A 25,648-nucleotide genomic window follows, 5' to 3' on the forward strand; every position below is an offset into this window, starting at 1 on the left:
GTCAGCTGTTTTCAGGCGACGATGCAAGCGGTCGGGAGGCGCGGCCGGCCGCTACGTTTCGGGCCGTTGCTACGTCTCAGGCGGCGGCGCGGGCAGCCGCTACGTTTCAGGCGGCGCGGGCCGCCGCCACGAAGGCGCGGATGCGGGCGTGGTCCTTGACGCCGCGGGTGGATTCGACGCCGCTGGAGACGTCCACGCCCCAGGGCCGGGCGGCGGCGATGGCGGCGGCGACGTTGTCGGGGTTGAGGCCACCCGCGAGCAGCCAGTGGCCCTGGGGAGTGGCCTGGTTCAAGCGGGCCAGGTCCCACTGGGCGCCGGAGCCGGCCACGGGCGAGTCGAGCAGCAGGAGCTCCTCGCCGTAGGCGCCGGCGGTGAGTTCGGTGGTCTCGTCCAGCGAGGTGGCCCGCACCAGGCGCAGCGGCAGCCCGGCCAGCTCGTCGAAGGCCTCGCGCGGGTAGGGGCCGTGGAGCTGCAGCGCCCGCACCCCGGCGGCCAGGGCCAGCCGGCCGGCCTCCGCCGCCGGAACCCCGGCGGCCACGCCCACGGTGAGGATGTGCTCCGGCACCGCGGCCGCCAGCTCGCGCGCCGCCGCCGGCTCCAGTCGGCGCACGCTCTCGGTCAGCACGAAGCCGATCGCGTCCGCCCCCGCCTCGACCGCTGCCGCCACATCGCCCGGGGTCCGGACACCGCACACCTTCACATACATGCCGACCAGGGTAGTCGCCCTCAGTAGTGCCAGTGGTTGCGGCCGCTCACCAGGCCGCAGTAGATGGTGGTGCCGTGGGCGTCGACGGTGGACTTGCCGGCGTCGGCGTCGGGGCAGAACTCGCCCGCCCGGTAGTAGTTGCCGGTCGGGGACATGATGATCCCGGCCTGCGCGGGTGCGGGGGCGTCGGTGGTGGCGGGGGCCTCGGGCGCCTGGGTGGGCTGCGCCTGCTCGGTCGGCTGCGCCTGCTGGGTCGGCTGGGCGGCCTGGGCCGGCGGGGGAGTGGGGCTCGGCTCACGGGTCGGGGCGGCGGGCGCCGCGGTGTGCGTGGGTGCGGCCGAGTGGCTGGGAGCCGCCGGCGCGGGCGCCTGGGCGGCGGGCGAGGCTGTCGATGGCGGCGCCGAGGCCGGTACCGAGGGCGCCGCCGCACTGCGCTGCGCGGTCGCCGCGGCCGGTGCCGCCTTCGTCGAGGTGCTGCCGTGCTGCGTCGCACCGACCCCCACCAGAAGCACCAGGGTCGCTATGCCCGTGCCCAGCAGCAGCTTCCGCTTCGTCGCCTTCGAAGCGCCGGGAGGCTGCTGCTGACCCCAACCGGGAGGCACGGAAAGTGTTTTCGGCATGGCGATTCCCTGGGCAAAGTGTGGACGGTTTGCGAGGGGAACAGCCTGTCAGCTCTGGTTGACGTGCCGTCAGGATGTGATGATCCCGTTACCGTCAGGCCAGGGAATCGTGATCACGCCAGGGGCGGGACGGTACGGACATGAAGGGTGCGGTCGACCCCGCCCGGGCCCCCGGGCTCAGGCCGCCCGGTGGGCGCCGTTCCGGCGGGCCTTGGCGTAGATGAGGTCGGCGAGGGCCTGGGCGGCGTCCGGGTGGCCGAGGGCGCGGGAGCGGGCGGCCATGTCGGCGCGCCGGCCCGGGTCGGTGATCAGCTGCCAGACGGACTCCCCGAGCCGCTCGGCCGTGACCTCGGGGCGGGTGATCGCGAACGCCGCGCCGTGCTCCGCCAGGTACTCGGCGTTGCGGCGCTGCTCGTCCGCCGCCGTGGGCTCCAGCGGGATCAGCACGGCGGGCTTGCCGATCGCGGTGAGCTCGGCCAGGGTGCCGGCGCCGGCGCGGGAGATCACCACGTCGGCCGCCGCGAACACATCGGCGAGCTCGCCGTCGACATAGGGCACCGGCCGGTAGCGGTGGGCGAGTTGGGGGTCGAGGCCGGCCGCGTGGGCGGTCATCTTGGCGTGGTGGTCGGGGCCGCACTGGTGCAGCACCTGGCAGCTGCCGAGCAGCGCCGGGAGCACCTCCAGCACCAGGCCGTTGACCTGCGCGCTGCCCTGCGCCCCACCCGTCACGTACACCAGCGGCAGCTCGGGATCGAGCCCGTAGGCGGCCCGGGCCTTGGCGCCGTTGCCGCGCAGCAGCGCGGGCCGCACCGGGTTGCCCGTGACCTGGGCCCGGGAGCGGGCCCGGGCCGGCAGCGCGGTGAGCGAGGACTCGTGGCTGAGCGCGACGGCCTTCGCCACCCGGGAGAGCAGCCGGTTCGCCAGGCCGAGCGAGGTGATCTGCTCGTGCATCACCAGCGGGGTGCGGGTGAGCGCCGCGCCGAGGCCGACCGGGACGGCGACGTAGCCGCCGGTGGACAGCACCACGTCCGGCCGCTGTCGCGCCAGGTGGACGGTGGCCTGCAGGATCCCGTACGGCACCCGGGCCAGGTCCACCAGGGTCCGGGCCACCGCCGCGGGCTTCAGCGACCGGCGCACCTTGCCGGTGGCGATCGGCCGGAACGGGATGCCGTTGTCGGCGCTGATCCGCGCCTCCAGCCCCGTCGGGGTGCCGTACCAGGTCACCTCGAGCTCCCTGCCCTCGGCGGCCAGGCGCTCGCGCAGTGCGTTGATGGCGGTCAGCGCGGGGTAGGTGTGGCCGCCGGTGCCGCCGCCGGTGACTGCCATACGGATGGTGCGCGAGGGGGCCATGAGGATACGGGTCTCCGGAATTGGCGGCGTTTCGGGCGAACCGGGGCAGCCTACCCGACGCCGCGAACGACCCTTCCCCGGCTGACGGTTAGTCAGCCGGCTGCCGGAACTCGCGGACCACCTCGATGCGGCCGACGATGTGCCGGTTGAACTCCGCCAGCTCCTCGGCGGGCACCCACAGCTCCAGGATGGTGCGGCCGCCGGCCTGCTGGACCGGGTAGCGGGCGGCAAACGCGGCATCGACCTGAAAGCGCGTCACATAGCCGACGCCGGAGGCGGGGACGTTCCAGTCCCGGGCGATCCGGATGGCATAGTCCTCGTTGAGCACCGGGTAGAAGATCGGCTGCTCGGGGAGCCGGGGCGGCCAGGCGCGCCAGCCGGAGGCCTTGACCAGGGCGAGCTCCTCGGGGCCGGTGGGGCGCCAGAGGGTCAGGGTCTCGGTCATCGGGGGGCTCCCTACAGGGTCGGCTGCGGACACCGTAGGGGGCGGGACGAGTACGCAGCCACCGCTTTAGCCGCCTCAGCCGCCGCCCAGCCGGACCGCCTTCACCAGCAGCAGCACCGCGCTGAGCACCAGGTACGCGCGCAGCGCCAGCATGCCCAGGCGCAGCCCCGGGGACCACTCGACGGGCTTGAGCAGCGCCAACGGTGGCATCCGCCAGGCGAGCTTCTCGGCGGGGGAGAGCACCCGGGCGGGCGGCGGGGCGGGGGCACGGCGGCGGGCCCGCCGCATCGTGAGCAGACCGGCCAGCGTGGCGACGGCCAGCCCGGCCGCGAGCCAGGCGGTGAGCGCCTTGACGTCGATGGACGGGAAGAGCGTGGTGGTCATCAGGATGCAGGAGAGCAGGAGCAGCACGCCGATGATCACGCCCGCGAGCACGTTCAGCCAGCGCGGGTTGACCCACGGCCCGAGCACCTCGGGGTCGTTGCAGAGCAGCAGCAGGAAGACGCTGGCGGAGGGCAGCAGCAGTCCCGCGAGCGCCTGCACGGCCTCGGTGATCACGCCCAGCGGCGCACCGGGGATCAGCACGATCCCGGCGGCGACCAGCACCATCAGGCTGTACGAGGCGTAGAACTGCTTGGCCTCGCCGAAGCCGCGGTGCAGCGAGTGGCGCAGGTTGAAGACGTCGCCGAAGGCGTAGCTGGTGGCGAGGGTGACGGCGGCGGCGCCGATGATGCTGGCGTCCAGCAGCACGATCGAGAACATCACGGCCATCGCATGGCTGTGCTGGGCGAGCGCCTGGGCGACCCCGCCGGCGTCGGTAAAGTGCCCCGCGAAGGGGGTGCCGCGGGCGGCGAAATCGGCGATCATCACCAGGGCGGTGGCGCCGATCACCACCACGAACGAGCCGATCACGGTGTCGGCCCGCTCGTAGCCGATGAACCGCGGGGTGATCCGCTTGTCGATCACATTGGACTGCTGGAAGAAGAGCTGCCAGGGCGCCACCGTGGTGCCGACGATGGCGATGATCAGCAGCACGGCGTCGCTGCTGATGCCGCCCTGGATGCTCGGCACCACGAAGGAGTGCGCCGCGTGCAGCCACTTCGGCTGGGACATCAGCAGCAGCGGGACCAGCAGCAGGCTCACCGCGATCAGTGCGAACATGGCCCGCTCCCAGCGGCGGAACGAGCCGCTGGCGGTCATCGCGATCAGGAGCAGCGCGGACAGCGGCACCACCCAGTACTTGGAGGCGCCCAGGTATTCGGAGGCGAGCGAGATCCCGATGAACTCGGTGACGATGGTGAGGAAGTTGAGCACGAACAGGTCGCCGACGCTGAACCAGCCCCAGAACCGCCCGAACCGCTCGTTGATCAGCCGGGCGTGGCCGACACCGGTGACGGCGCCGAGGCGCACCACCATCTCCTGGTTGACGATCAGGACCGGGATCAGCAGGAGCAGCACCCAGAGCAGCGAGTAGCCGTAGTTCTGGCCGGCCTGGGAGTAGGTGGCGATGCCGCCCGCGTCGTTGTCCCCGACCATGACGATGATGCCGGGACCGACGATCGCCAGCAGGGTGAGCAGCCGGGTGCGCAGGCCGGGCCGGTCCTCGGTGTGCTCGCGGGGGATCCGGCCGAACGCGCCCTCGATGTCGCCGAGGTGCGCCTCGTCGAGCACCGCGGACTGGGCCGGCTTGGGGGCGGGCGCGGGTTTCGGGGTGGGCGAGGGTTTCGAAGCGGAAGCGGGCTCCGGCGCGGCAGAGGGCGGAGCCGCCTTGCGCGGCGGCCCGGTGGGCTCCGGCGGGCCGGCGGAGTCCGTCACCCTTCCGGCTCCGCGCGCTCCGCGTCCTCCGCGTCCTCCGCGTCCTCCGCGTCCTCCGCGTCCGCCGCGTTCGCCGGGTTCGCCGGGTTCTCGTCCGAGCGGGTGCCGTTCGCGGGGCTGTCGTTCGCCGGGTTCTCGTCCGGCGTCCAGTGCGCCGGGTACGGCGCGGGCTCGCGGCGGCGCCAGTCCTCCGGGATGACGGTCGCCAGCAGGTCGTCCACGGTGATCACGCCCAGGATCCGGTCCTGCTCGTCCACCACGGGCACGGTCAGCAGGTTGTAGTCGGCCATCAGCAGCGCGACGTCCTCGGCGTCGGTGTCGGGGAGCACGCAGACCGGCTCCGTCGCCATCAACTCCCGTAGCGGCGTGGCTGGTTCGGCCTGGACGAGGGTCACCAGGGTGGCGGTGCCGGACAACCGTTCGCCCGCCCCGATCGCATAGACGCTGGTGAGCGCCTCCGGCTGCATGATGCGAGCGGCCCGCACCCGGGCGAGTACCTCGGCGGCGGTGGCGTCCGGCGCGGCGGTGACGAAGTCCAGGGCCATCAGGCCGCCGGCGCTGGACGGGTTGAAGCCCATCAGGGTGAGCACCTTGGTGCGCTGCCCGGCCGGCAGGGCATCCAGGACGGGCTGCCTGCGCCGCTGCGGCAGGTCGTTGATGGCGTCGGCGGCGTCGTCGGCGCGCATCCGGGCCAGCACGGCGGCGATCTCGGCGTCGCTGCGCTCGGCGAGCAGCCGGGTCTGCGAGTCGGGCTCCAACTCCTCGAAGACGTCGGCCTCCAGCTCGGGGTCGGCGTGCACCGTCGACAGGATCTCGGCGGACTCGGTGCGGTTGGCGTCCTCCAGCAGGTCGGCGAGGTCGGCCGGCTTGAGCTTGCCGAGGCGGCCGAAGGGTCCGCGCACCCGGGCCGACTGGGCGTGGCCGATCAACGGTTCGAAGGCCTTCCAGTCCCGCCACTGCGGCGGTGACTCGCCGGCGAAGAAGCCGAACAGCCGGGGCCGGTGCGGATGCGTGTCCAGGCGGTCCACCACCCAGCCGTCCGGGCGGTAGCGCAGTTCCAGATCGTGGGCGCGGACCAGCTCGGCGTCGGCCACGTCGATCACCCGGTGGCCGAGCACGTCCCGGCGCAGCAGCACCTCGCCCTCGCGCCGCTCGAACGGGCGCAGGTCGACCACCTCGCTGGTGAGCCGGATCCGCTCGCCGCCGAACGCGGCGACCTGGGTGATCGGCAGGAACACCTCGCGGGCGCTGATCCGGGCGACCAGCCCGGTGACGACGGGGTAGTCGCGCCCACGGAGCCGGACGATCACGTCGGCCAGCCGCCCCACCGGTTCGTCGTTGCGCCCGGTCAACGGGCGGCGCAGCAGTTGGGAGAGCACCACCACTCGTTCCACTCGCACGAAGCTAGCGGTGGCGTCCGGCGGCTCGCGGTGGCGCGGCCGGGGCCGCGTGGGGATCACCCCGACGGCGCAGTGCGGCTACCCGGCCGGGATGCGGTGCCGGGCGGCCGCGACCAGGGTGCGGGCGACCGGCCCCGGCAGCCCGAAGTGGTGCTCCAGCCAGACGACGTCATGGCCGTGAGTGGCGCAGACCCAGGCCGCCTCCAGCTGGTGCGGGCTGGGCGGTTCGTCGAGGGTGGCCACCAGGGCGGTCAGCTCCCGGGCGGGGTAGTCGGCCAGCGTGTCGGCGGTGAACCACGGCCCGGGGGGCTCGGCGGCGGCCGACGGCAGCGGTGGCCAGGAGGCGTGGGCGGCTGCGCGCCGCAGCCGCAGGGTGAGCAGCAGCAGTGCCGTCGCCAGTGCCGCCGCGCCGATCAGCAGGCCGCCGACCAGCGGCCGGTCGGCGACCGGTGCGAGCGCCATCGCGATCATGGCGGCCGCCAGCACGAGCAGTACGGTGAGCACCGCGGTGCCCTCGGCGGTCCGGGGGCGGAGCAGTCGGCGCAGCTGCGATACCTGGAGCATGGGCGGACACCTCCCTCTCCAGGGTGCGCCCAGTCGGCCGGGGTGCGCCCGGTCCGGAGGGCGCCTACCTGCCCCGGGGCGCGCTCAGGCCGGCGCCTCGGCCTCCAGGGTGCACCCGGTTGTCCAGGGTGCGCCCTGCCCGGCGGGTGCCCACGAGGCCGAGCCGCGCTCAGGCCAGCGCCTCGGCCTCCTGCTCCGCCGCCAGGTGCCAGTGCAGGTCCGTCACCCCGGGCTCCAGGGACAGCCGGGTGATCACCTGCTCCAGCGCCGCGGTGGCATCGCCGCTGATCGCCACGGTGGCCTGCAGCGTGGTCTCCGCGTCATCGGCGTCGCGGTTGGCCCGCAGGCCGAGCGGCGCCAGCCCGGAGGCGGCCAGCGCTTGCAGCAGCAGCGCCCGGATGTGGGTCTCGGAGCGCCGCTCGCAGTCCAGGTGGACGATGGCGCGCAGGGTGGCGTCCGGATCGCTGCCGGCGGACGGCGCCCGGTCCAGCAGGCGCCCGGCGGGCCGCAGCACCAGGTGCACGGCGAGCACGGTGAACGCGGCCAGCCAGGCCAGGTCGAGCTTGCCGGCGGCGGCCAGCACCCCGACGGCGGCCGAGCACCAGAGCGTCGCGGCGGTGTTGAGCCCGCGCACCCCGGCGCCATCCCGCAGGATCACCCCACCGCCGAGGAAGCCGATCCCGGAGACCACGTAGGACGCGACCCGGGTAGGGCTGCCGGTGTCGCCGACCGCCTCGCTGTAGAGGACGAACAGCGTGGCCCCGGTGGCGACCAGCGCATTGGTGCGCAGGCCCGCCATCCGGGCCCGCCACTGGCGCTCCACACCGATCAGCGCGCCGCAGGCGACGCCGGTGGCGAGGCGGATGAGGAAGTCGAAGGTGGTCAGCGCGTGCATGGCGGGTCTCCTGGCCTGTCGGCGGCGGCAACCGGCAGCAGTCGCCGGCGAGTTGGCTGGAAACGGCCAACTGGCCGACGGGAGGCACTGGTTACTGCTGGGTCACCACACGCCGAGGGGGGTACGAGGGCAGGCTGGGGCGGGGCTGTGAGGGCCCGTACTACTGCAGTCCATGTCACTCGCCTCCCCTCGGTCGGAGCTCGAAGCCGCTGGCGGGATCCGCTGGGCCCGCTGCGTGCGAAGTTCGACACCAGGGTAGCCGCTTCAGCCGGCGGGCTGGTCGGGGTGCCCGGGTCGGTTGCCGCCGCACGGCCGGTTCCGTGCCGGGTGGGGCGCCGTGGCTGCGGGGGCTTCGAAGGCGGGTGTTAGTCTCGCGGTTCGACCCTGCCCGAACGACCCTGCGCCGCCGAAGGAGCCAACGTAGGCATGGCCTCCACCCTTGTCATAACAAATGACTTTCCGCCCCGGCAGGGTGGGATCGAGACCTTCGTGCATGCCATGGTCACGCGGATGCCGGCGGACGATGTCGTCGTCTACACCTCCCGCGAGCCCGGTGACCGCGCCTACGACGCCACCCTGCCGTTCCCAGTGGTCCGCGACTCCAGCCGGATGCTGCTGCCGAGCGGACGGGTCGGCCGGCGGGCCATCGAGATAGCCAGGGCGCACGGCTGCGACCGGGTCTGGTTCGGGGCCGCGGCCCCCCTGGGCCTGCTGGCGCCGACCCTGCGCCGCAACGGAATCCGGCGGATGGTGGCGACCACCCACGGACACGAGATCTGGTGGGCCAGGACGCCGGGCGCCCGGCAGCTGCTGCGGCGGATCGGCGGCAGCGTGGACGCCGTCACCTACCTCGGGCAGTACACCAGGGCCCGGATAGCGCCGGCCCTCGGCCCGCGGGCCGGGTTGAGCCGGCTGGTGCCGGGCGTCGACGCCGAGGTGTTCCGGCCCGATGACGCGGCCGGCGAGCGGCTGCGCGCCGAACTCGGCCTGGCCGGCAAGCGGGTGATCGTCTGCGTGGCCCGGATGGTGCCCCGCAAGGGCCAGGACATGCTGATCCGGGCGCTGCCGCTGATCCGGCGCGAGGTGCCCGAGGCGGTGCTGCTGGTGGTCGGCAAGGGGCCGCACGAGGCCGAGCTGCGCAAGCTGGCCCAGCAGTGCGCCCCGGGTGCGGTGCACTTCGTCGGCGGCAAGACGCACGCCGAGACGCCCGCCTACTACGCGGCGGCCGACGTCTTCGCGATGCCCTGCCGGACCCGCAAGGGCGGCCTGGAGGCCGAGGGGCTGGGCATCGTCTTCCTGGAGGCGGCGGCCTGCGGGCTGCCGGTGGTGGTCGGCAACTCCGGCGGTGCGCCGGACACCGTGCTGGACGGCAAGACCGGGTACGTGGTGAACGGCGCCGAGCCGGTGGCGATAGCGGCGGCGCTGACCCGGATCCTGTGCGACCCCGACCGTGCGGCGATGGGGGCGGCGGGCCGGGCGTGGGTCCAGGAGTCGTGGTCCTGGGATGCCTCGGCCCGCAGGCTGACCGAGCTGCTGAGGGTCGAGCGTGCCCCGGTGGCGGTGCCGGGGGAGTGACCCGGACCCCCGGGCTCGGGAACGACTCCCGGCTCAGGAACGGCGTGACCTGGCCGTTCCCCACCTTGGCACCGCACCGCCTTTTCAAACAAGGGCGACCCGATCAGTGTCCCACTGCCGCCAGGGCGCATTTGAATGCCCAAGTCCCAATGCTGTGCATTAGTTGACTGCCGCTTGGGATCTTGGTCCATCGTAGGACCCGGTGGGGCCGAGCGGTCCACATCATGCCCGCGGAAAGGACAATGTGATGACGAATCCGTTCGACGACCCTGACGCCAGCTTCCTGGTCCTGGTCAATGACGAGGGCCAGCACTCGCTCTGGCCGGTCTTCGCCGAGGTGCCGGCCGGCTGGCAGAAGGTCTTCGGCGAGGCCGCCCGTCAGGACTGCCTCGACTACATCGAGCAGAACTGGACCGACATGCGGCCCAAGAGCCTCATCGAGGCCATGGCCCAGGCCTGACCTCCGGCACTCAGCCGCCGCATCGACCGAAGGCCGCCTCCGTGACACATGGAGGCGGCCTTCGGCATGTGGTCCACACGCTTCAAGCCACTTGCCGCCGTGTACCCGTGTTCGCTGGGGAACAGTCCGCCGGATCCGAGGTCGTGCGGCTACGGATGTGATGCCTCGACAGTTCACGGTCGAACAGTGACGATGAACCTGGGCGGCTGACGGGACTTGGGGATGGAATCGTCGGCCGGGGACGTAGCGCGCCTTCCGGATTCCGGTTACGGCGGCCCCGGCACACCTCTGCTCGGACCCATGTGAGCCTGCCGGATTCGCTTCTCGCATCCGATGGGGGTTACAAGAGTGGAAAGGTCTGATGCCGGCTCGCCGCCTGAGCCTGTCGCCAACCTGGCGGTGGTCGACACAGTGGCGCCGGTCGAATACGTTCGGGGCGGCGGGGCGGTGGCCGTCGTTCCGATCGCCAGCCTGATGGCCGGGGATCCGCTCAGATCAGCGGGTCATGACCCCGAGCATGTCATGCGCCTGGCAGGTCTCGACGCACCGCTTCCACCCATCCTGGTCGAGCGCGCCTCGATGCGCGTCGTCGACGGGGCGCACCGCCTGATGGCCGCCCTGCTGAAGGGCCGTCAGACGATCGAGGTCGAGTTCTTCGACGGCTCTCCCGAAGACGCCTTCCTGCGGGCGGTCGAGGCCAATGTGTCGCACGGGCTGCCGTTGTCACTGGCCGACCGCCGGGCGGCGGTCAGCCGGATCGTGGCCACCCACCCCCGGCTCTCGGACCGGGCTATCGCCCGGATCGCCGGCGTGGGGGCCAAGCTGGTCGCGGCGATCCGGCGGCGTTCAACTGCCGCGCTGCCGCAGTTGGAGGCCAGGGTCGGGCAGGACGGCCGGGTCCGCCCGGTGAACGGCGTGGCCGGACGGCTGCGCGCGGCCGAGCTGCTGGCGGAGCGCCCGGAGGCGTCGCTGCGGGAGGTGGCCCAGCTCGCGGGGATCTCGCCTGCGACGGTGAGCGACGTCCGCAAGCGGCTGCGGGACGGCAAGGGGCCGCTGACCGACTGGGCGGCGATCCAACAGCTCGGCGAGGCGGGCGATGACGGCGCACCGGCCTCGGTCGAGGCCCCGGTGTCGGCAGCCCCCGAGTCGCGGAACAGACGCCGGCTGAGACTGGTCAGCGCGGACCCGACCGAACTGCTGGAGAAGCTGGTGCGCGACCCGTCGCTGCGGCACAAGGAGGAGGGCCGGCAACTGCTGCGCCTGCTCCGGCAGAACGCCATGGGGATCCGCGACTGGGCCGACCTGACCGCGGCGGTCCCGCCGCACTGCCGTGCCCTGGTGGTGAGCCTCGCCCGGCAGTACGCCGCGACCTGGCAGGACTTCGCCCAGGAGCTGGACGACCGGGTGCGCTCGCTCTCCCGGAACGAGCCGGCGTCGACCGTTGGCACGCAGAGCGGCTGAGTGGCTGGGCGGGTCGGCGAATGCGGCCGGGCGGCGCATTCCGGGGATGTTGCGCCGCCCAGCCGTATCCGGCGTTCCACGGCCGACATGGCCACTCGAAATCCGTCGCCGGGCGCCCGTCGGAACCGGACCGGTCGGCACCGGATTTGGATTCGTGATGTCGCCGGACGGCGCTTGGCCGTCTGACAGAGTGCCAGGTCGCGCGCTATATCTCTTGCCGTGAGATACGCACAGGGGGGTGGCCTGACCGATGAGCGGAGGGCATTCCGGGAGCGGGTGCGCCGAGAAGCGGCCGAGGCTTTCGACAGGGGTGAGGACAATGCGGCCATCGCCAGACGGCTGCGCGTGCACGTGCGCTCGGTCCAGCGGTGGCGGCAGTCCTGGGTGGCGGGCGGACCGCACGCGCTGGCCTCCAAGGGGGCGGTCTCGGTCCCGCTGCTGAGCAGCGAGGAGTTCGTCGAGCTGGAGCAGGAACTGGCCAAGGGTGCGATGGCGCACGGATGGCCGGACCCGCACTGGACCCTGGAGCGCATCCGGATGCTGATCCGCTCCCGGTTCGGCGCCGAGTACTCCGTGCAGGGTGTGGCCGGCCTGTTGAAGCGCCATGGCTGGAGCAGGCGCCCGATGCGGCGGCGGGTGTCCGTGGACGGCACCACGGTGGGGTGGGCCAAGGGTTGACGCAACGTCAATCCAGACTGCTTTCGGCCGCTGGCCTGCGACATCACCGATGGAAATATTTCCTGTCGATCACCCTATGACGTCTCGACAGTTGACGTAGCACGAGCGACGATTGGGGTGGTTGTGAGTCTGGTGCTATAGGAGTGCCTTGAGCTCGGGGCGGTAGCTCACGGCGTATGTGACGGGTGCCGGTACCCAGGCGAGACGCGTACCGGTACCTCGGCGTGCACAGTTCCTGGCGCACACGGACTCTGCGAGAGCTGGACTACAACGGGGGATACCTTGAGCGAGGCAGGCGCAACGACGCGCACATCCGTAATGATCGAGATCGCGAAGCTGGTGCCGGGCGAGTCGCCGAGAACCGAAGGGCGGGATGAGGAGCACATCGCCCGCCTTGCGGAGCTGGACGTACCGCTGCCGCCGATCCTGGTCGATCGCCACACCTTGCAGGTGATCGACGGCATGCACCGGCTGCTGGCCGCGGTGGCCAAGGGGCAGTTGACCATTGAGGTGGAGTTCTTCGACGGCAGCGCGGAGGACGCCTTCCTGCGGGCGGTCGAGGCCAACGTGGCACACGGCCTGCCGCTGCCGCTGGCGGACCGCCGGGCGGCCGTCGCCCGGATCGTGGCGTCGCACCCGCACTTGTCGGACCGGGCGATCGCCCGCAAGACGGGCCTGGGCGCGAAGGCCGTTGCGACGATCCGCCGACAGTCCTTGGAGACGGCCGTGCAGGTGAGCGCCCGGGTCGGCCGGGACGGCAAGCTCCGGCCGCTGAACAGCGCGGAGGGCCGATGTCGCGCTGCCGAACTGCTGGCCGAGCGGCCGGAGTCCTCGTTGCGTGAGGTGGCCCGGCTGGCCGGGATCTCCCCGGCGACGGTCAGCGACGTCCGCCGTCGCCTGGCGACGGGCCAGTCGCCGCTGCCGACCGCCAGCGAGCCGTTCACCAAGGTCATGTCGGTCCGGAGCCGGAGCGCCGCCACCCACCGGATGCGGCTGGTGGAGTCGGACCCCACGACCGTGTTGGAGAAGCTGGTCCGGGACCCCTCACTGCGGCACAAGGAGGAGGGGCGTCAACTGCTGCGCCTGCTCCAGCAGAACGCAATGGGCACCCAGGAGTGGTCAGAGCTGACCGCCGCGGTTCCGGCGCACTGCGGGGCGCTGGTGGTCGACCTGGCGCGGCAGTGCGCGGAGACGTGGCTGGCGTTCGCCCAGGAGCTGGACGAGCGGGTCCGGCTCGTCGACCAGGTGGCGGCGGCCAGCGGCTGACGGCGCGGTGCCGGGTCCGCGGGCATGGCAGCCCGCGGACCCGGCGAGGTCCGTCAGCGCGGCTCGTCGGCCGGCAGCACCTGCCGCAGCCAGGTCCGCTCGCCACGCTTGCGCCACTCCCGCGGGTAGCCCACGGAGACCTCCTCGAAGCGCACCCCGTCGTACCAGGTCTCCCTGGGGATGTGCAGGTGGCCGTAGATCATGGCGGCGGCACGGTACTTGAGGTGCCAGTCGGCGGTCAGCGCGGTGCCGCACCACTGGGCGAACTCCGGGTAGCGCAGCACGCTGGTGGGCTCGCGGACCAGGGGGTAGTGGTTGACCAGGACGGTGGGCAGCGCCGGGTCGATCGCGTCGAGCCGGCGCTCGGTCAGCTCGATCCGGGCCCGGCACCAGTCGCCCCGGGTCGGGTACGGATCCGGGTGCAGCAGGAACTCGTCGGTGCAGACCACCCCGGCCTCGTGCGCCATGCGCAGCGACTCCTCGACGGTGGCGGCGCCGGGGGCCATGAACGAGTAGTCGTAGAGCGTGAAGAGCGGGGCCACAACCACCGGGCCGCCGTGGCCGCGGAACACCGGGTACGGGTCCTCGGGGGTGTGCACGCCCAACCGGCGGGCGAGTTCGACCAGTTTGAGGTAGCGCTCCTCGCCGCGCAGCTGCACCCGGTCGTTCGGATGGGTCCACAGCTCGTGGTTGCCGGGGGACCAGATCACCTCGGCGAACCGCGCCCGCAGCACGGCGAACACCCAGGCGATGTCGTCGAAGCGCTCGGCCACGTCGCCGGCGATGATCAGCCAGTCCGACGGGTCGTCAGGTCGCAGCGACTCCACGATCGCCCGGTTGTCCGGGTGGGCGATGTGCAGGTCGCTGATGGCGAGCAGGCTGCCGGACAGGGCTCACTCCTCCGTTGCCGCTGGTGCCTCGAGTGGGATTCGAACCCACGCTGTCGGTGGTTTGAGCACCGTGTCTCTCCCGCTGGACTACCGAGGCGAGGGCGGGGTGACCGACACTCAGGTGCCCGCTCCAGTGCTGAACATACCCGCTTCCGGTGTGACTGACCAGGGTGATCAACTGCGGGCCCGGCGGGTGTGCCAGCTGCGATCATGAGCCCGAGAACCCGACCTTCGAGACCAGGGGGGCCACCGATGGCGGCAACGGACCGGATAGACCAGGTGTTCTGCCTGCCCTACGCGGGCGGCACCAGCATGATCTTCACCAAGTGGCCGCGCCCGGTCGGCGGCCCGAGCTGGCGGGGCCTCGACTATCCGGGCCACCTGCTGACGATGCGCCAGCCCCCGGCCACCTCAATCCCGCAGTTGGCCGCGGGGCTGCTCCCCAGGCTGCTGGACCAAGCCGACGGACCGTATGCGCTGTTCGGGGTGAGCCTGGGCGCGCTGGTCGGCTACGAGCTGGCCCGGGCCGCTGAGGCGGCGGGTCGCCCGCCCGCGCTGCTGGTGCTGGCCGCCTGCCCGGCCCCGTGTCAACTGCCATGGGGGCCCGAGTACTTCAGCAGCCAAGATGACGGTGCGTTCCTCGCCGCGTTCGCCGAGCGCTACCGCGGAATGGACGTGGAGCTGCTCGCCGATCCGGCGATCCGCGGGTTGGTGACGCCGGTGCTGCGCAAGGACGTCGCGCTCTACGGCGACTACGCCGAGGCGCACCACAGCCGTCCCCCGGTGCCGGTCGCCGCCGATCTGCTGGTGATCAACGGGACGGAGGACATCACCGCCACTGCGGCCCGGGCCGAGCGATGGCGCGACTACTCCACCGGCGCGGTGGAGTGCCTGGAGGTGCCCGGCGACCACTTCTTCGTCGACAAGCGGTCGGCCGAGCTGACCGCCCTGCTGGCCGAACGGCTCGGGCGGATCCCGGCCCGCTGACGGCAGCCGGCCGGGATCCGCACGAGGGTCAGCGCTCGGCGGCCTCCACCGTGTGCCGCAGCAGCAGCGCGGTGGTGACCGGGCCGACGCCGCCCGGCACCGGGGTCAGCGCGCCGGCGGCCTCGGCCACCGCGGGGTCGACGTCGCCGGCCAGGCCGCCGTCCTCGGTCGGGTTGGTGCCCACGTCGATGACGGTGGCGCCGGGGCGGACGTGCGCCGGGGTGATCAGGGCGGCCCGGCCGACGGCGGCCACCACCACGTCGGCGGTGCTGGTCACCGCGGCCAGGTCGGCGGTGCGCGAGTGGCAGACCGTCACGGTGGCGTTGCGGTCCAGCAGCAGGTGCGCGGCGGGCTTGCCGACCACGGTGGAGCGGCCGACCACCGCCACGTGCTTGCCCTGCAGCTCGACCTGGTAGTGCTCCAGGATGGTGAGCACGGCCTCGGCGGTGGCCGGGGCGAAGGCCGGCAGACCGGCGGCCAGCCGGCCGAGCGACAGCGGGCTGGCGCCGTCCACGTCCTTGGCGAAGTCGATCGCCCCGGCCAGCTCCTCCAGGCGGGCGCCGGCCGGCAGCGGGGTCTGCAGCATCAGGCCGTGCACCGTGTCGTCGGCGCTCAGCCGCTCCAGGGTGGCGGTGATCTCCGCGGTGGTCGCCTGCGGACCGAGGTCCACGATGTCGCAGGTGATGCCGACCTTGCCGGCGGCCTTGGCGATCGAGCGCACGTACCAGGCGCTGGCCTCGTCGTCGGTGGCGGTGACCACGGCGAGCCGCGGGGTGCGGCCCTGCTCGGTCAGCTTGGCGGCGCGCTCGGCGACGTCGGCACGGATCTGAGTGGCCAGCGGGCCACCCTTCAGCTCGGTCGCGGTCACTTGGTGATCTCCTTTCGCACCGCGGTGGTGACGGCCTCGGCCGCGGCGGCGATCCGGTCGACATCGGCGATGGCGGCGAGCAGCTCGGTCCGGGCCGCCTCGTCCTTGATCCCGCCGAGGTTGATCTCGACGTTCACCCGGGCGGTGGTGGCCGCGGCACGGGCCGCCTCGGTGGCGGCGGCGACGTCGGTGAGCACATTGCGGTTTCCGATCGGCGCCAGCTCCTCGCCGAGCGCGACCAGGCGGCGGGCCGCGGCGATGGTGTCGGCCGGCGGCTGGGCGGCGCCGACCAGGGCACCCGCGATCGCGGCCGAGCGGGCGGCCTTCTCCTCGGGGGTGCCCTTGGGCAGCCCGTAGGCGTCGGTGACGGCGGTGAAGGCGGCCGCGTCCTCCTCGGCGAGGCGCAGCGCGGTGGCGCCCAGCTCCTCGGCCTCGGCGAGGATCCGGGCGATCGCGTCCTGTACGTCGGCGTAGCGCTCGCCGGTGGTGTAGCGGGCCACCATGCACAGCAGGGCGGCACTCTGCGCCGCGTGCAGGGCGGCGCTCGCCCCACCGCCCGGGGCCGGCACCCGCGCCCCCAGCTGCCGCAGGAACTCGCCGATGGTCAGGTCGCGCATCTGTCTCCCTCAGGGAGTCGGTAACAGGGAGGGCACAGGCGTCGCTGACCGCGCCCGGGGCGGATTCTACTCAAACCGGTTTCCGCTGGTTCGTCCGGTGATGGCCTGTCCGCAACCTGCGAGTTGACGCACCGTCTTGACGCCCCGTCAGACCCCGAGGGCGGCGAAGGCGATCCGGACCAGCTCGATCAGGTCCACGTCGTGCTTCTGGGCCTCGGGCAGCCGGGAGTAGGTGAGCCGGACGGAGCGCAGCGCGGCCACCCCGGCGCGGCCCAGCGCGGCGGCGCGCAGCCGGTCGGGCAGCTCGGGTTCGGGGATGCCGGACCGGTCGAGGATGGCCCCGACGACCGCCTCCTCCAGGTCGAACAGGATGAACCGGCCGCCCCGGCTGGTCAGGTCGGGGGAGAGCGGCTGCGGGCCGACCAGCAGCATCGCCGGGGTGGTGTGGTGCCAGGTCGCCAGGTCGAGGACCGCCTCGCGCAGCGCGACCAGCGGCGGCTCCTCGACCGGGCGCTTGCGGATCGCGGCGGCCAGCAGCGGGATGGTCTCCCGGACCTGCTGCACCACCAGGCTCTCCTTGGACGGGAAGTAGCGGAAGAAGGTGCGCTCGCCCACCCCGGCGGCGGCCGCGATGTCGCGCACCGTGGTCGCCTCGTACCCCTGCTCCTGGAACAGCCGGGTGGCGGCCTGCACCAGGGCGTTGTGGGTGCGCAGGCGGTTCTGTTCGCGGCGTCCGGGTTCTTCGCTGGTCTCCACCCGTCGATCATCTCAGGGCCGTCGGCCCGGTGGTGAAAGTTGGCAGTCCTGCCACTTTGTTAATGTGGCAGCCCTGCCAGTTTTTCGCACCTCCAGACTGGAGCCTCCCCGCCATGCCGACCCTGCTCTATCGCCTCGGACGGCTCGCCTACCGCCACCGGCGACGCGTCCTAGCACTCTGGCTCGCGGTGATAGCCGCCGTCGTCGGGTGCATGCTCGCCTTCGGTGGCTCCGGCAAGCTCGACGACACCTTCACCATCCCCGGCTCCGAGTCGCAGCAGGCGCTGGACCGGATGAAGACCGACTTCCCGGCCTACTCCGGCACCAGCGCCCAGGTGGTCTTCACCGCCCCGGCCGGGCACAAGGTCACCGACCCGCAGGAGCAGGCCGCGATCCACAACGCGGTCGCCGCCGCCCGGTCCGCGCCCCAGGTGGCCAAGGTGGTCGACCCGATGGCCGCGCACAACGTCTCCGCCGACGGCTCCACCGCGATCGCCCAGGTGCAGTACGAGGTCAAGGCCAGCGGTCTGCAGTCGGACGCGATCCCCAAGCTGAAGACCGCGGTCGCCGGCGCCGACCAGGCCGGTCTCGACGTCCAGGTCGGCGGCAACGCGGCCACCGCCCTCAAGGGCAGCGACGGCGCCAGCGACGTGATCGGCCTCGGCATCGCCCTGCTGGTGCTGAGCCTCACCTTCGGCTCGCTGGTCACCGCCGGTCTGCCGCTGCTCAGCGCGCTGGCCGGGGTGGCCACCGCGATCGCCGGGGTGCTCGCCCTGGCCGGCGTCACCACCATCTCCAGCACCGCCCGCAGCCTGGCCCTGATGATCGGACTGGCGGTCGGCATCGACTACGCCCTCTTCATCGTCAGCCGGCACCGCGCCCAACTCGCGCACGGCGCCGACCCCGAGGAGTCGGCCGCGCTGGCGGTGGGCACCGCCGGCAGCGCGGTGGTCTTCGCCGGTCTGACCGTGGTGATCGCCATGGTCGGCCTCTCGGTGGTCGGCATCCCCTTCCTGACCGTGATGGGCCTGAGCGCCGCCGGTGCGGTCCTCACCGCCGTGCTGGTCGCGACCACCCTGCTGCCGGCGCTGCTCGGCTTCGCCGGCGCCCGGCTGAAGCCCCGCCAGGGCTCCCGGGCGATGCGCCGCGAGCAGGCCCTGACCCGCAGCGACGGCCGCCCGGCCAACGCCGGGGAGCGCTGGTTCCGCCTGGTCACCCGCCGCCCGCTGGTCACCCTCGGCCTGGTGCTGGCCGCCGTCGGAGCCCTCGCCTGGCCGGCCCACAGCCTGCGGATGGCGCTGCCCGACAACGGCACCGCGCCCGCCCACTCCTCGCAGCGCCTTGCCTATGACCGGATCAGCAGGGAGTTCGGCCCCGGCTACAACGGCCCGCTGCTGGTGCTGGCCGACACCTCGCACAGCACCGACCCGACCGCGGCCACCCACGAGATCGTCGACTCGATCAAGGCGCTGCCCGGCGTCAAGGCGGTCAGCGCCCCGCAGTCCGACCCGGCCACCCACAGTGCGCTGATCCAGGTGGTCCCGACCGGCGGCCCCGCCGACCAGTCGACCAAGGACCTGGTCTCCGCGATCCGCGGCGACGCCGCCACGATCCAGCAGCAGACCGGTGCGACCGTCGGCGTCACCGGCACCACCGCGATCACTATCGACGTCTCCGCCAAGCTCAACGCCGCGCTGGTCCCGTTCGCCCTGGTGGTGGTGGGCCTGTCGCTGCTCCTGCTGCTCCTGGTGTTCCGCTCGCTGGTGGTCCCGCTGAAGGCGGCGGTCGGGTTCCTGCTCTCCATCGCGGCCACCCTCGGCGCCGTGGTCGGCGTCTTCCAGTGGGGCCATTTCGACCAGCTGATCGGGGTGGACAAGGCCGGACCGGTGAGCAGCGTGCTGCCGATCATCCTGCTGGCGGTGCTGTTCGGGCTGGCCATGGACTACGAGGTCTTCCTGGTCTCCCGGATCCGCGAGGCCTATGTGCACAAGCGCCAGCCGCTGCGCGCCGTGCACGACGGCGCCCGGTACAGCGCCCGGGTGGTCACCGCCGCCGCGCTGATCATGATCTCGGTGTTCGCCGCCTTCCTGCGCACCGACAGCATGATGCTCAAGCAGATCGCCCTCGCTCTGGCGATCGGGGTGGCGCTGGACGCCTTCGTGATCCGGATGACCTTCGTGCCGGCCGTGCTCGCCCTCACCCGGCACGCCGCCTGGTGGCTGCCGCGCCGGCTGGCCCGGCTGCTGCCCGACCTCGACATCGAGGGCGAGCGGCTGCGGCGCCGCACCGAGTCGGGCGAGTCGGCCGAGGTGACCGAGTCGGCTGAGGCAGCCGAGGCGACCGTGCACGAGCTGCACCCGACCGCCAGTCGCTGAGCCGCAGGGCGGGCCCGGAGGATGGTATGACGGTCCTGACAGCTGATCAGATCCAAGGAGTGCCGCCATGTCCGAGCCCGCCCTGCCCCCGCTCCAGCCCCTCGACGAGGACTGGGACCGCGCCCTCGCCGTGGTCGCCCACCCGGACGACATGGAGTACGGCGCGGCGGCGGCCGTGGCCCGCTGGACCGCCCAGGGCAAGACCGTCGTCTACGCCATGGTGACCAGCGGCGAGGCCGGCATCGACGGGATCGACCCGGCCGAGAGCGGGCCGCTGCGCGAGGCCGAGCAGATCGCCTCGGCCGCCCTGGTCGGGGCGGACACCGTGGAGTTCCTGCACCACCCCGACGGCGTGCTGGAGTACGGGCTGCCGCTGCGCCGCGACATCGCCCGGCTGATCCGCCGCCACCGCCCGGAGATCGTGATCACCACCAACTTCCGCGACACCTACGGCGGTACGGTGCCCAACCAGGCCGACCACATCGCCGCCGGCCGGGCCACCCTGGACGCGATCCGCGATGCCGGCAACCGCTGGGTCTTCCGCGAACTGCTGGAGGAGGGGCACCAGCCCTGGGACGGCGTGCGCCAGCTCTGGGCCGCCGCCTCCCCGGTCGGCGAGCACGGGGTGGACACCACCGACTACTTCGAGGCCGGCGTCGCCTCGCTGGAGGCGCACGCCGCCTACCTGGCCGGGCTGGGCGGCCAAATGGGTGATGCCCGGGAGTTCCTGGAGTCGATGAGCCGGGGCAACGGCTCGCGGTTGGGCACCCGGTTCGCGGCCTCCTTCGAGGTGCTACCGCTGAAGTTCTGAGTGTGGCGTCCGCACGTTCCAGCGATCCACGTTCCGATCTGAAAATCTGACTTCAAAAATTCTGCGGCTAGGTGGAAATAGCCTCCCGGGAGCGGCGGTTGACGATCACCGAGCACTGCGGCCGCAGCCGCCGCGCAGCACCCGAGGAGCGCACCATGAAGATCGGCATCATCGGCGCCGGAAACATCGGCGGCAATCTCACCCGGCGGTTCACCGCCCTCGGCCACCAGGTGGCGGTGGCCAACTCGCGCGGCCCGCAGACCCTGACCGAGCTGGCCGCCGAGACCGGCGCCACCGCGGTGCCGGTCACCGAGGTCGCCAAGGGCGCCGAACTGGTCGTGGTCACCATCCCGCTGAAGGCCGTGCCGAGCCTGCCCGAGGGCGTCTTCGCGGGCGCGGCCGACGGCCTGGTCGTCGTCGACACCGGCAACTACTACCCGCAGCGCGACGGCCGGATCGCCGGGATCGAGGACGACGGCCTGACCGAGAGCCGCTGGACCGAGAGCCACCTCGGCCACCCGGTGGTCAAGGCCTTCAACAGCACCTACGCCCAGGACTTCCTGGAGCGGCCGCGCCCGGCCGGCGATCCGGACCGGCTCGCCCTCCCGGTGGCCGGCGACGACGCGGCGGCCAAGCAGACCGTGCGGGCCCTGATCGAGGAGATCGGCTTCGACACGGTGGACGCCGGCGGGCTCGACGACTCCTGGCGCCAGCAGCCCGGCACCCCGGCCTACGGCCTGCGGGCCGGCGTCCCGGAGGTCACCAAGGCGCTGGCCGAGGCGAGTCCGGAGCGCCATGCGGACTTCCGCGGCTGAGCGGGAGGCGGGTGCCCGGGGCCCGGGCGATCCGTGGGGGAGGCCCGGGCCCCGGTGACCTCGCGCGCGGTTCGGTGTAGCCGAGCCCCGGTGGCCCCCGCGCGCGATTCGGCGTAGATATGGGCCCATGGCCCGGATGAAGCGGGCGCGGGTGCGCAGCCTGGCCGGGCAGGTATTCGCGCTCCAGGTGCTGGTGGTGCTGCTACTGGTGGTGGCGGCGGTGACCGCCCTGGTGCTGCAAGCGAGTTACGACAGCACCAAGGAGGCCCGCAACCGCTCGGTCGCCGTCGCCCAGACCTTCGCCAACGCGCCCGGCACCGCCGCGGCGATGAAGACGCCTGACCCCACGGCGATCCTGCAGCCCAAGGCCGAGGCCGCCCGGGTCGCCTCGGGCGTCGACTTCATCGTGGTGATCAACACCGACGGCATCCGCCTCACCCATCCGCTACCCGACCGGATCGGCAAGAAGTTCGTCGGCAACTACCAGCCGGCGCTGCACGGCCAGGTGGTGACCGAACAGATCAACGGCACCATCGGCCGATTGGAGCAGGCCATCGTCCCGGTGCACGACACCGACGGCACGATCGTCGGCGCGGTCTCCGCCGGCATCACCATCAGCAAGGTCACCAACGTGGTGGACAACCAGCTGCCGCTGGTGCTCGGCGCGGCGGGCGGCGCGCTGCTCCTGGCCACCATCGGCACCGCGCTGGCCAGCCGCCGGCTGCGCCGCCAGACCCGCGGGCTCGGCCCGATCGAGATGACGCGGATGTACGAGCACCACGACGCCGTGCTGCACGCGGTCCGCGAGGGCGTACTGATCATCGGCGCGGCCAAGCGCGGCCCCGACACCCTGCTGCTCGCCAACGACGAGGCCCGCCGACTGCTCGGCCTGCCCGTCGACGCCGAGGGCCGGGCGGTCACCGACCTCGGGCTGGACCACCGCGCCACCGACCTGCTCACCTCGGGGCGTGCCGTCAACGACGAGGTGCTGGTCAGCCAGGGCCGGCTGCTGGTGGTCAACATCCGGACCACCGACGAGGCCGGCGGCCCGCCCGGCAGCGTGGTCACCCTGCGCGACTCCACCGAACTGCACACCGCCTCCGACCGGGCCGAGGCCGCCGGCCGCCGCCTCACCCTGCTCTACGACGCCTCGGTGGCCATCGGCACCACCCTCGACGTCACCCGCACCGCCGAGGAACTGGCCGAGGTGGCCGTGCCGCGGTTCGCCGACGTGGTCACGGTGGACCTCGCCGAGCCGGTGCTGACCGGCGAGGAGCCGGCCCCCGAGGACAGCCTGCAGATGGAACGGGTGGCGCTGTACGGCGCCGAGTCGCTCGACCCGGAGGCGTACTACCCGGTCGGCCAAACCATCACCGTGCAGCGCGCCTCACCGCAGGGCCGCAGCCTGGGCGCCGGCCGGGCGGTGCTCGACACCGACCTGCCGAACTCGCCCGAATGGCAGGCCCAGGATCCGCAGCGGTCCGCCGCCGTGCTGGCCACCGGCGCGCACTCGGTGATCCGGGTACCGCTGCGAGCGCGCGGGGTGCAGCTGGGCATCGCCAAGTTCTGGCGGTCCGGCGACTCGGCGCGCTACGAACCGGACGACCTCTCGCTGGCCGAGGAGCTCGGCGCCCGGGCCGCCGTCTGCATCGACAACGCCCGCCGCTACACCCGTGAGCACGGCATGGCGGTGGCCCTGCAGCGCAGCCTGCTGCCCCAGGGCCTGCCCGAGCAGAACGCCCTGGAGGTCGCCTCCCGCTACCTGCCGGCCCAGGCCGGAGTGGGCGGCGACTGGTTCGACCTGATCCCGCTGCCCGGCGCCCGGGTCGCGCTGGTGGTCGGCGACGTGGTCGGGCACGGTCTGCACGCGGCTGCCACCATGGGCCGGCTGCGCACCGCCGTGTACAACTTCGCGATGCTCGACCTGCCGCCCGACGAGCTGCTCTCCTACCTGGACGAGCTGGTCTCCCGGCTCGACCAGGAGCAGCGCCAGGAGCCCGGCAGCAGCGACGCGGTGACCGGCGCCGGCTGCCTGTTCGCCGTCTACGACCCGGTGACCCGCCGGTGCGCGATCGCCCGGGCCGGCCACCCGCCACCCGCCGTGGTGCACCCGGACGGCTCGGTCGAGTTCCCCGAGATCCCCGCCGGACCGCCGCTCGGCGTCGGCGGGCTGCCGTTCCTGGCGGTGGAACTGCAGCTGGCCGAGGGCAGCCGACTGGTGCTCTACACCGACGGCCTGCTGGAGGACCGCCGCCGTGATCTGGAGACCGGCCTGGAGCTGCTGCGCCAGGCCCTCCAGCGCTCCGGCCCGGATCCGGAGCAGACCTGCGAGACGGTGCTGGCCGCGCTGCTGCCCGGCCACCCCACCGACGACGTCGCGCTGCTAGTCGCCCGCACCCGCGCCCTGCCCCCCGACCGGGTGGCGCAGTGGGGGGTGCTCGCCGACCCGGCCGCGGTGCGCGAGGTGCGGGCCGCGGTCACCCGCCAACTGGAGATCTGGGGCCTGGACGAGCAGACCTTCACCACCGAGCTGATCCTCAGCGAACTGCTCACCAACGCGATCCGCTACGGCGGCGAGCCGATCACCGTGCGGCTGCTCTACGACCGGATGCTGACCTGCGAGGTGTCCGACGGCAGCAGCACCTCCCCGCACCTGCGCTACGCCGCCGAGTCCGACGAGGGCGGGCGCGGGCTCTTCCTGGTCGCCCAGTTCGCCGAACGCTGGGGCACCCGCTACACCGCGAGCGGCAAGGTCATCTGGGCTGAGCAGGAAGTCACCTGATCAGTAAGCGCTTGATCAGCTAACCGGCCGTACCGGCTGCACCGGCCGTACCGGCTGCACCCGCCAGTCCGGGTGACCCGGCATCGGTGGCGTCCGGGTGCCGTGGAGCCAGTCGCTGATGAAGCCCGACAAGTCCTGGCCGGCCACGGCGGAGGCGATGGCGATGTAGTCCTGCGTGCCGGCCACCCCGTACCGGTAGCGCGCCAGGAACGCCCGCTCGATCCGCCGGAAGGCCTCGTCCCCGACCTTCTCGTGCAGGGCGTAGAGCACCAGCGCCCCGCCGAGGTAGCGCTGCTCCGCGAACAGGTCGGCGGCGGCCGGTTCCGCCACCGGACCCCAGTCGTGGCGCCACTGGTCACCCTCGGCGTAGCTGGCCCGCATCCGGTCCTCCATCGAGGTCACGCCGGGCGAATCCGACCAGCCGCGCTCGTAGCGGTAGCGCAGGCCGTAGTAGTCGGCGTGCCCCTCGTTCAGCCACAGGTCGGCCCAGCTGCGCGGCGTCACGCTGTCGCCGAACCAGGAGTGCACCAGTTCGTGCATCATGTGGGAGCCGATCAGCGGTTCGGCCTGGGTCAGGAAGCCGGGCTTGTAGAGCGTCAGGGTCTGGGTCTCCAGACCGGTGAAGCCGAAGGCGTCGGGCGCGTCGGTGTCCACTGGCAGCAGTCCGTAGGTCTCGAACGGGAATGGGCCCAACTGCCCTTCTGCCCAAGCAATCTGATCAGGGATCAGATCGAGTGCCGGCTTCAGTGCCCCCAGTCGCGCGGCCGGCACCACATCGCGCAGTGGCAGGCCGTCCGGCCCGCGATGCACATTCAGCACGTAGTCGCCGACCGCGACTTGGAGCAGCTCGGTGGCCATCGGCTCGCGGTAGCGGTAGTGGCGGGTGGTGCGCCCGTCGTGCTCGCTGCTCCCGGTCGGCAGCCCGCCGGTCACCCCGAGCAGTCCGTCCCGAGTGGTGACCGAGACGCTGAACGAGGCCTTGTCGTCCGGTCGGTCGTTGCACGGGAAGACGGTGTGCGCGCTGATGGGCTGGCCGGCCAGTGCGAAGCCGTCGGCGGTCGGCACCCAGCCGGTGTGCGGCAGCTTGGCGCGTGGATCGGCCGTGTAGTCGACTCGCACGGTGAACGGGTCGCCGGCGCGCACGGCACGGGCCGGGGTGACGGTCAACTTCTCGTTGTGCGCGCTGAATTGAGCTGGCCGGCCGTCCAGGGTGACGCCGTGCACCGCGAGGCCGAGGGCGTCCAGATCGAGGCTGTCGAGGCGCTGGCGGCTGCGCGCGGTGATCACGGCGGTGGCCGCCACCGTCCGGTCGGCCTCCTGGTAGTCGAACGCCAGGTGGTAGTCGAGCGCGTCATAGGTGGTACTGCCGAGCCCGGGGAAGACCGGGTCATCCGCAGCGGGCGCCGCCACGGCTGCTGGGGTGAGCGCGAGCCAGCACGCGAGGGCGAGCGCAGTGCTCCGAGTAATCGTCACCTCGCGGAGTGTATCCAGAGGTGGGGGTGGACCTGGCGC

The 25,648-nt window shown here is 72.8% G+C and carries 23 protein-coding genes and 1 tRNA gene; 10 read left to right on the forward strand and 14 right to left on the reverse strand.

What is annotated here, in order from left to right:
- Positions 1-106: 106 nt before the first annotated feature.
- The 8 genes from P3T35_RS30315 to P3T35_RS30350 all read right to left on the reverse strand — a co-directional run bounded on the left by P3T35_RS30315 (position 107) and on the right by P3T35_RS30350 (position 7,795).
- Positions 107-706 (reverse strand): phosphoribosylanthranilate isomerase, encoded by a 600-nt coding sequence (locus tag P3T35_RS30315; RefSeq protein WP_101383313.1) that lies wholly within the window; start codon positions 704-706, stop codon positions 107-109.
- Between the two features lie 20 nt (positions 707-726).
- Positions 727-1,218, reverse strand: a complete 492-nt coding sequence (locus P3T35_RS30320) for a hypothetical protein (RefSeq protein WP_143676973.1) — start codon at positions 1,216-1,218, stop codon at positions 727-729.
- A gap of 285 nt (positions 1,219-1,503) precedes the next feature.
- Positions 1,504-2,652: a UDP-N-acetylglucosamine--N-acetylmuramyl-(pentapeptide) pyrophosphoryl-undecaprenol N-acetylglucosamine transferase gene (locus P3T35_RS30325; protein ID WP_280708555.1), complete on the reverse strand. Its 1,149-nt coding sequence runs from the start codon at positions 2,650-2,652 to the stop codon at positions 1,504-1,506.
- A 112-nt stretch (positions 2,653-2,764) separates the two neighbouring features.
- Entirely contained in the window at positions 2,765-3,121 is a 357-nt protein-coding gene (locus P3T35_RS30330) for a hypothetical protein (RefSeq protein WP_101383316.1), read from the reverse strand.
- A gap of 75 nt (positions 3,122-3,196) precedes the next feature.
- Positions 3,197-4,792, reverse strand: coding sequence for an Nramp family divalent metal transporter (locus P3T35_RS30335; protein ID WP_101383317.1), 1,596 nt, complete (start codon positions 4,790-4,792; stop codon positions 3,197-3,199).
- Positions 4,793-4,932: 140 nt separating this feature from the next.
- On the reverse strand, positions 4,933-6,336 hold the full coding sequence (locus P3T35_RS30340; protein WP_280708556.1) for a CBS domain-containing protein: 1,404 nt from the start codon (positions 6,334-6,336) through the stop codon (positions 4,933-4,935).
- A 78-nt stretch (positions 6,337-6,414) separates the two neighbouring features.
- Positions 6,415-6,900 carry a hypothetical protein gene (locus tag P3T35_RS30345; protein WP_101383319.1) on the reverse strand — a complete coding sequence of 162 codons (486 nt, stop codon included), beginning with the start codon at positions 6,898-6,900 and terminating at the stop codon, positions 6,415-6,417.
- A 169-nt stretch (positions 6,901-7,069) separates the two neighbouring features.
- Positions 7,070-7,795, reverse strand: coding sequence for an MgtC/SapB family protein (locus P3T35_RS30350; RefSeq protein ID WP_101383320.1), 726 nt, complete (start codon positions 7,793-7,795; stop codon positions 7,070-7,072).
- A gap of 426 nt (positions 7,796-8,221) precedes the next feature.
- On the opposite strand from P3T35_RS30350, the gene P3T35_RS30355 reads away from it, so the two are divergent.
- The 5 genes from P3T35_RS30355 (at position 8,222) to P3T35_RS30375 (ending at position 13,235) form a co-directional block, all read left to right on the forward strand.
- Positions 8,222-9,370, forward strand: coding sequence for a glycosyltransferase family 4 protein (locus tag P3T35_RS30355; RefSeq protein ID WP_101383321.1), 1,149 nt, complete (start codon positions 8,222-8,224; stop codon positions 9,368-9,370).
- Between the two features lie 247 nt (positions 9,371-9,617).
- Entirely contained in the window at positions 9,618-9,830 is a 213-nt protein-coding gene (locus P3T35_RS30360) for an MbtH family protein (RefSeq protein WP_101383322.1), read from the forward strand.
- 522 nt (positions 9,831-10,352) lie between these two features.
- Positions 10,353-11,291 carry a helix-turn-helix domain-containing protein gene (locus P3T35_RS30365; RefSeq protein WP_280708558.1) on the forward strand — a complete coding sequence of 313 codons (939 nt, stop codon included), beginning with the start codon at positions 10,353-10,355 and terminating at the stop codon, positions 11,289-11,291.
- Between the two features lie 219 nt (positions 11,292-11,510).
- The gene (locus P3T35_RS30370) at positions 11,511-11,969 is read left to right on the forward strand and encodes a winged helix-turn-helix domain-containing protein (RefSeq protein WP_180356703.1); all 459 of its coding nucleotides are present in this window, start codon (positions 11,511-11,513) and stop codon (positions 11,967-11,969) included.
- 318 nt (positions 11,970-12,287) lie between these two features.
- A complete protein-coding gene (locus P3T35_RS30375; protein WP_101383324.1) occupies positions 12,288-13,235 on the forward strand; it encodes a ParB N-terminal domain-containing protein in 948 nt (315 codons plus the stop codon).
- A gap of 53 nt (positions 13,236-13,288) precedes the next feature.
- Here P3T35_RS30375 and P3T35_RS30380 read toward each other — a convergent pair whose 3' ends face one another.
- Both P3T35_RS30380 and P3T35_RS30385 read right to left on the reverse strand, forming a co-directional pair.
- On the reverse strand, positions 13,289-14,125 hold the full coding sequence (locus P3T35_RS30380) for a metallophosphoesterase (RefSeq protein WP_101383325.1): 837 nt from the start codon (positions 14,123-14,125) through the stop codon (positions 13,289-13,291).
- A 21-nt stretch (positions 14,126-14,146) separates the two neighbouring features.
- A tRNA-Leu gene (locus tag P3T35_RS30385) sits at positions 14,147-14,222 on the reverse strand.
- A gap of 155 nt (positions 14,223-14,377) precedes the next feature.
- Here P3T35_RS30385 and P3T35_RS30390 point away from each other — a divergent pair.
- The gene (locus P3T35_RS30390) at positions 14,378-15,112 is read left to right on the forward strand and encodes a thioesterase domain-containing protein (protein WP_180356704.1); all 735 of its coding nucleotides are present in this window, start codon (positions 14,378-14,380) and stop codon (positions 15,110-15,112) included.
- 28 nt (positions 15,113-15,140) lie between these two features.
- Here the strand turns inward: P3T35_RS30390 and P3T35_RS30395 are convergent, their stop codons facing one another.
- The 3 genes from P3T35_RS30395 to P3T35_RS30405 all read right to left on the reverse strand — a co-directional run bounded on the left by P3T35_RS30395 (position 15,141) and on the right by P3T35_RS30405 (position 17,353).
- A complete protein-coding gene (locus P3T35_RS30395) occupies positions 15,141-15,980 on the reverse strand; it encodes a bifunctional 5,10-methylenetetrahydrofolate dehydrogenase/5,10-methenyltetrahydrofolate cyclohydrolase (protein ID WP_101383327.1) in 840 nt (279 codons plus the stop codon).
- Complete coding sequence (locus P3T35_RS30400; protein ID WP_101383328.1) at positions 15,977-16,597, reverse strand: cyclodeaminase/cyclohydrolase family protein; 621 nt, start codon at positions 16,595-16,597, stop codon at positions 15,977-15,979. The genes P3T35_RS30395 and P3T35_RS30400 overlap by 4 nt, the downstream gene beginning before the upstream one ends.
- Before the next feature lie 147 nt (positions 16,598-16,744).
- Complete coding sequence (locus P3T35_RS30405) at positions 16,745-17,353, reverse strand: TetR family transcriptional regulator (RefSeq protein ID WP_101383329.1); 609 nt, start codon at positions 17,351-17,353, stop codon at positions 16,745-16,747.
- Between the two features lie 113 nt (positions 17,354-17,466).
- Between P3T35_RS30405 and P3T35_RS30410 the strand changes: the two genes are divergently transcribed.
- The 4 genes from P3T35_RS30410 (at position 17,467) to P3T35_RS30425 (ending at position 24,136) form a co-directional block, all read left to right on the forward strand.
- The gene (locus tag P3T35_RS30410; protein ID WP_101383330.1) at positions 17,467-19,728 is read left to right on the forward strand and encodes an MMPL family transporter; all 2,262 of its coding nucleotides are present in this window, start codon (positions 17,467-17,469) and stop codon (positions 19,726-19,728) included.
- Between the two features lie 67 nt (positions 19,729-19,795).
- Entirely contained in the window at positions 19,796-20,539 is a 744-nt protein-coding gene (locus tag P3T35_RS30415; RefSeq protein ID WP_101383331.1) for a PIG-L deacetylase family protein, read from the forward strand.
- Between the two features lie 104 nt (positions 20,540-20,643).
- Entirely contained in the window at positions 20,644-21,354 is a 711-nt protein-coding gene (locus P3T35_RS30420; RefSeq protein ID WP_280708594.1) for an NAD(P)-binding domain-containing protein, read from the forward strand.
- Between the two features lie 127 nt (positions 21,355-21,481).
- The gene (locus P3T35_RS30425) at positions 21,482-24,136 is read left to right on the forward strand and encodes a SpoIIE family protein phosphatase (protein ID WP_101383332.1); all 2,655 of its coding nucleotides are present in this window, start codon (positions 21,482-21,484) and stop codon (positions 24,134-24,136) included.
- A 15-nt stretch (positions 24,137-24,151) separates the two neighbouring features.
- Here the strand turns inward: P3T35_RS30425 and P3T35_RS30430 are convergent, their stop codons facing one another.
- Positions 24,152-25,609: a M1 family metallopeptidase gene (locus P3T35_RS30430; protein WP_280708570.1), complete on the reverse strand. Its 1,458-nt coding sequence runs from the start codon at positions 25,607-25,609 to the stop codon at positions 24,152-24,154.
- Between the last annotated feature and the right edge of the window lie 39 nt (positions 25,610-25,648).

This window comes from Kitasatospora sp. GP30 (genome assembly GCF_029892145.1).
Classification (GTDB): Bacteria; Actinomycetota; Actinomycetes; order Streptomycetales; family Streptomycetaceae; genus Kitasatospora; species Kitasatospora acidiphila.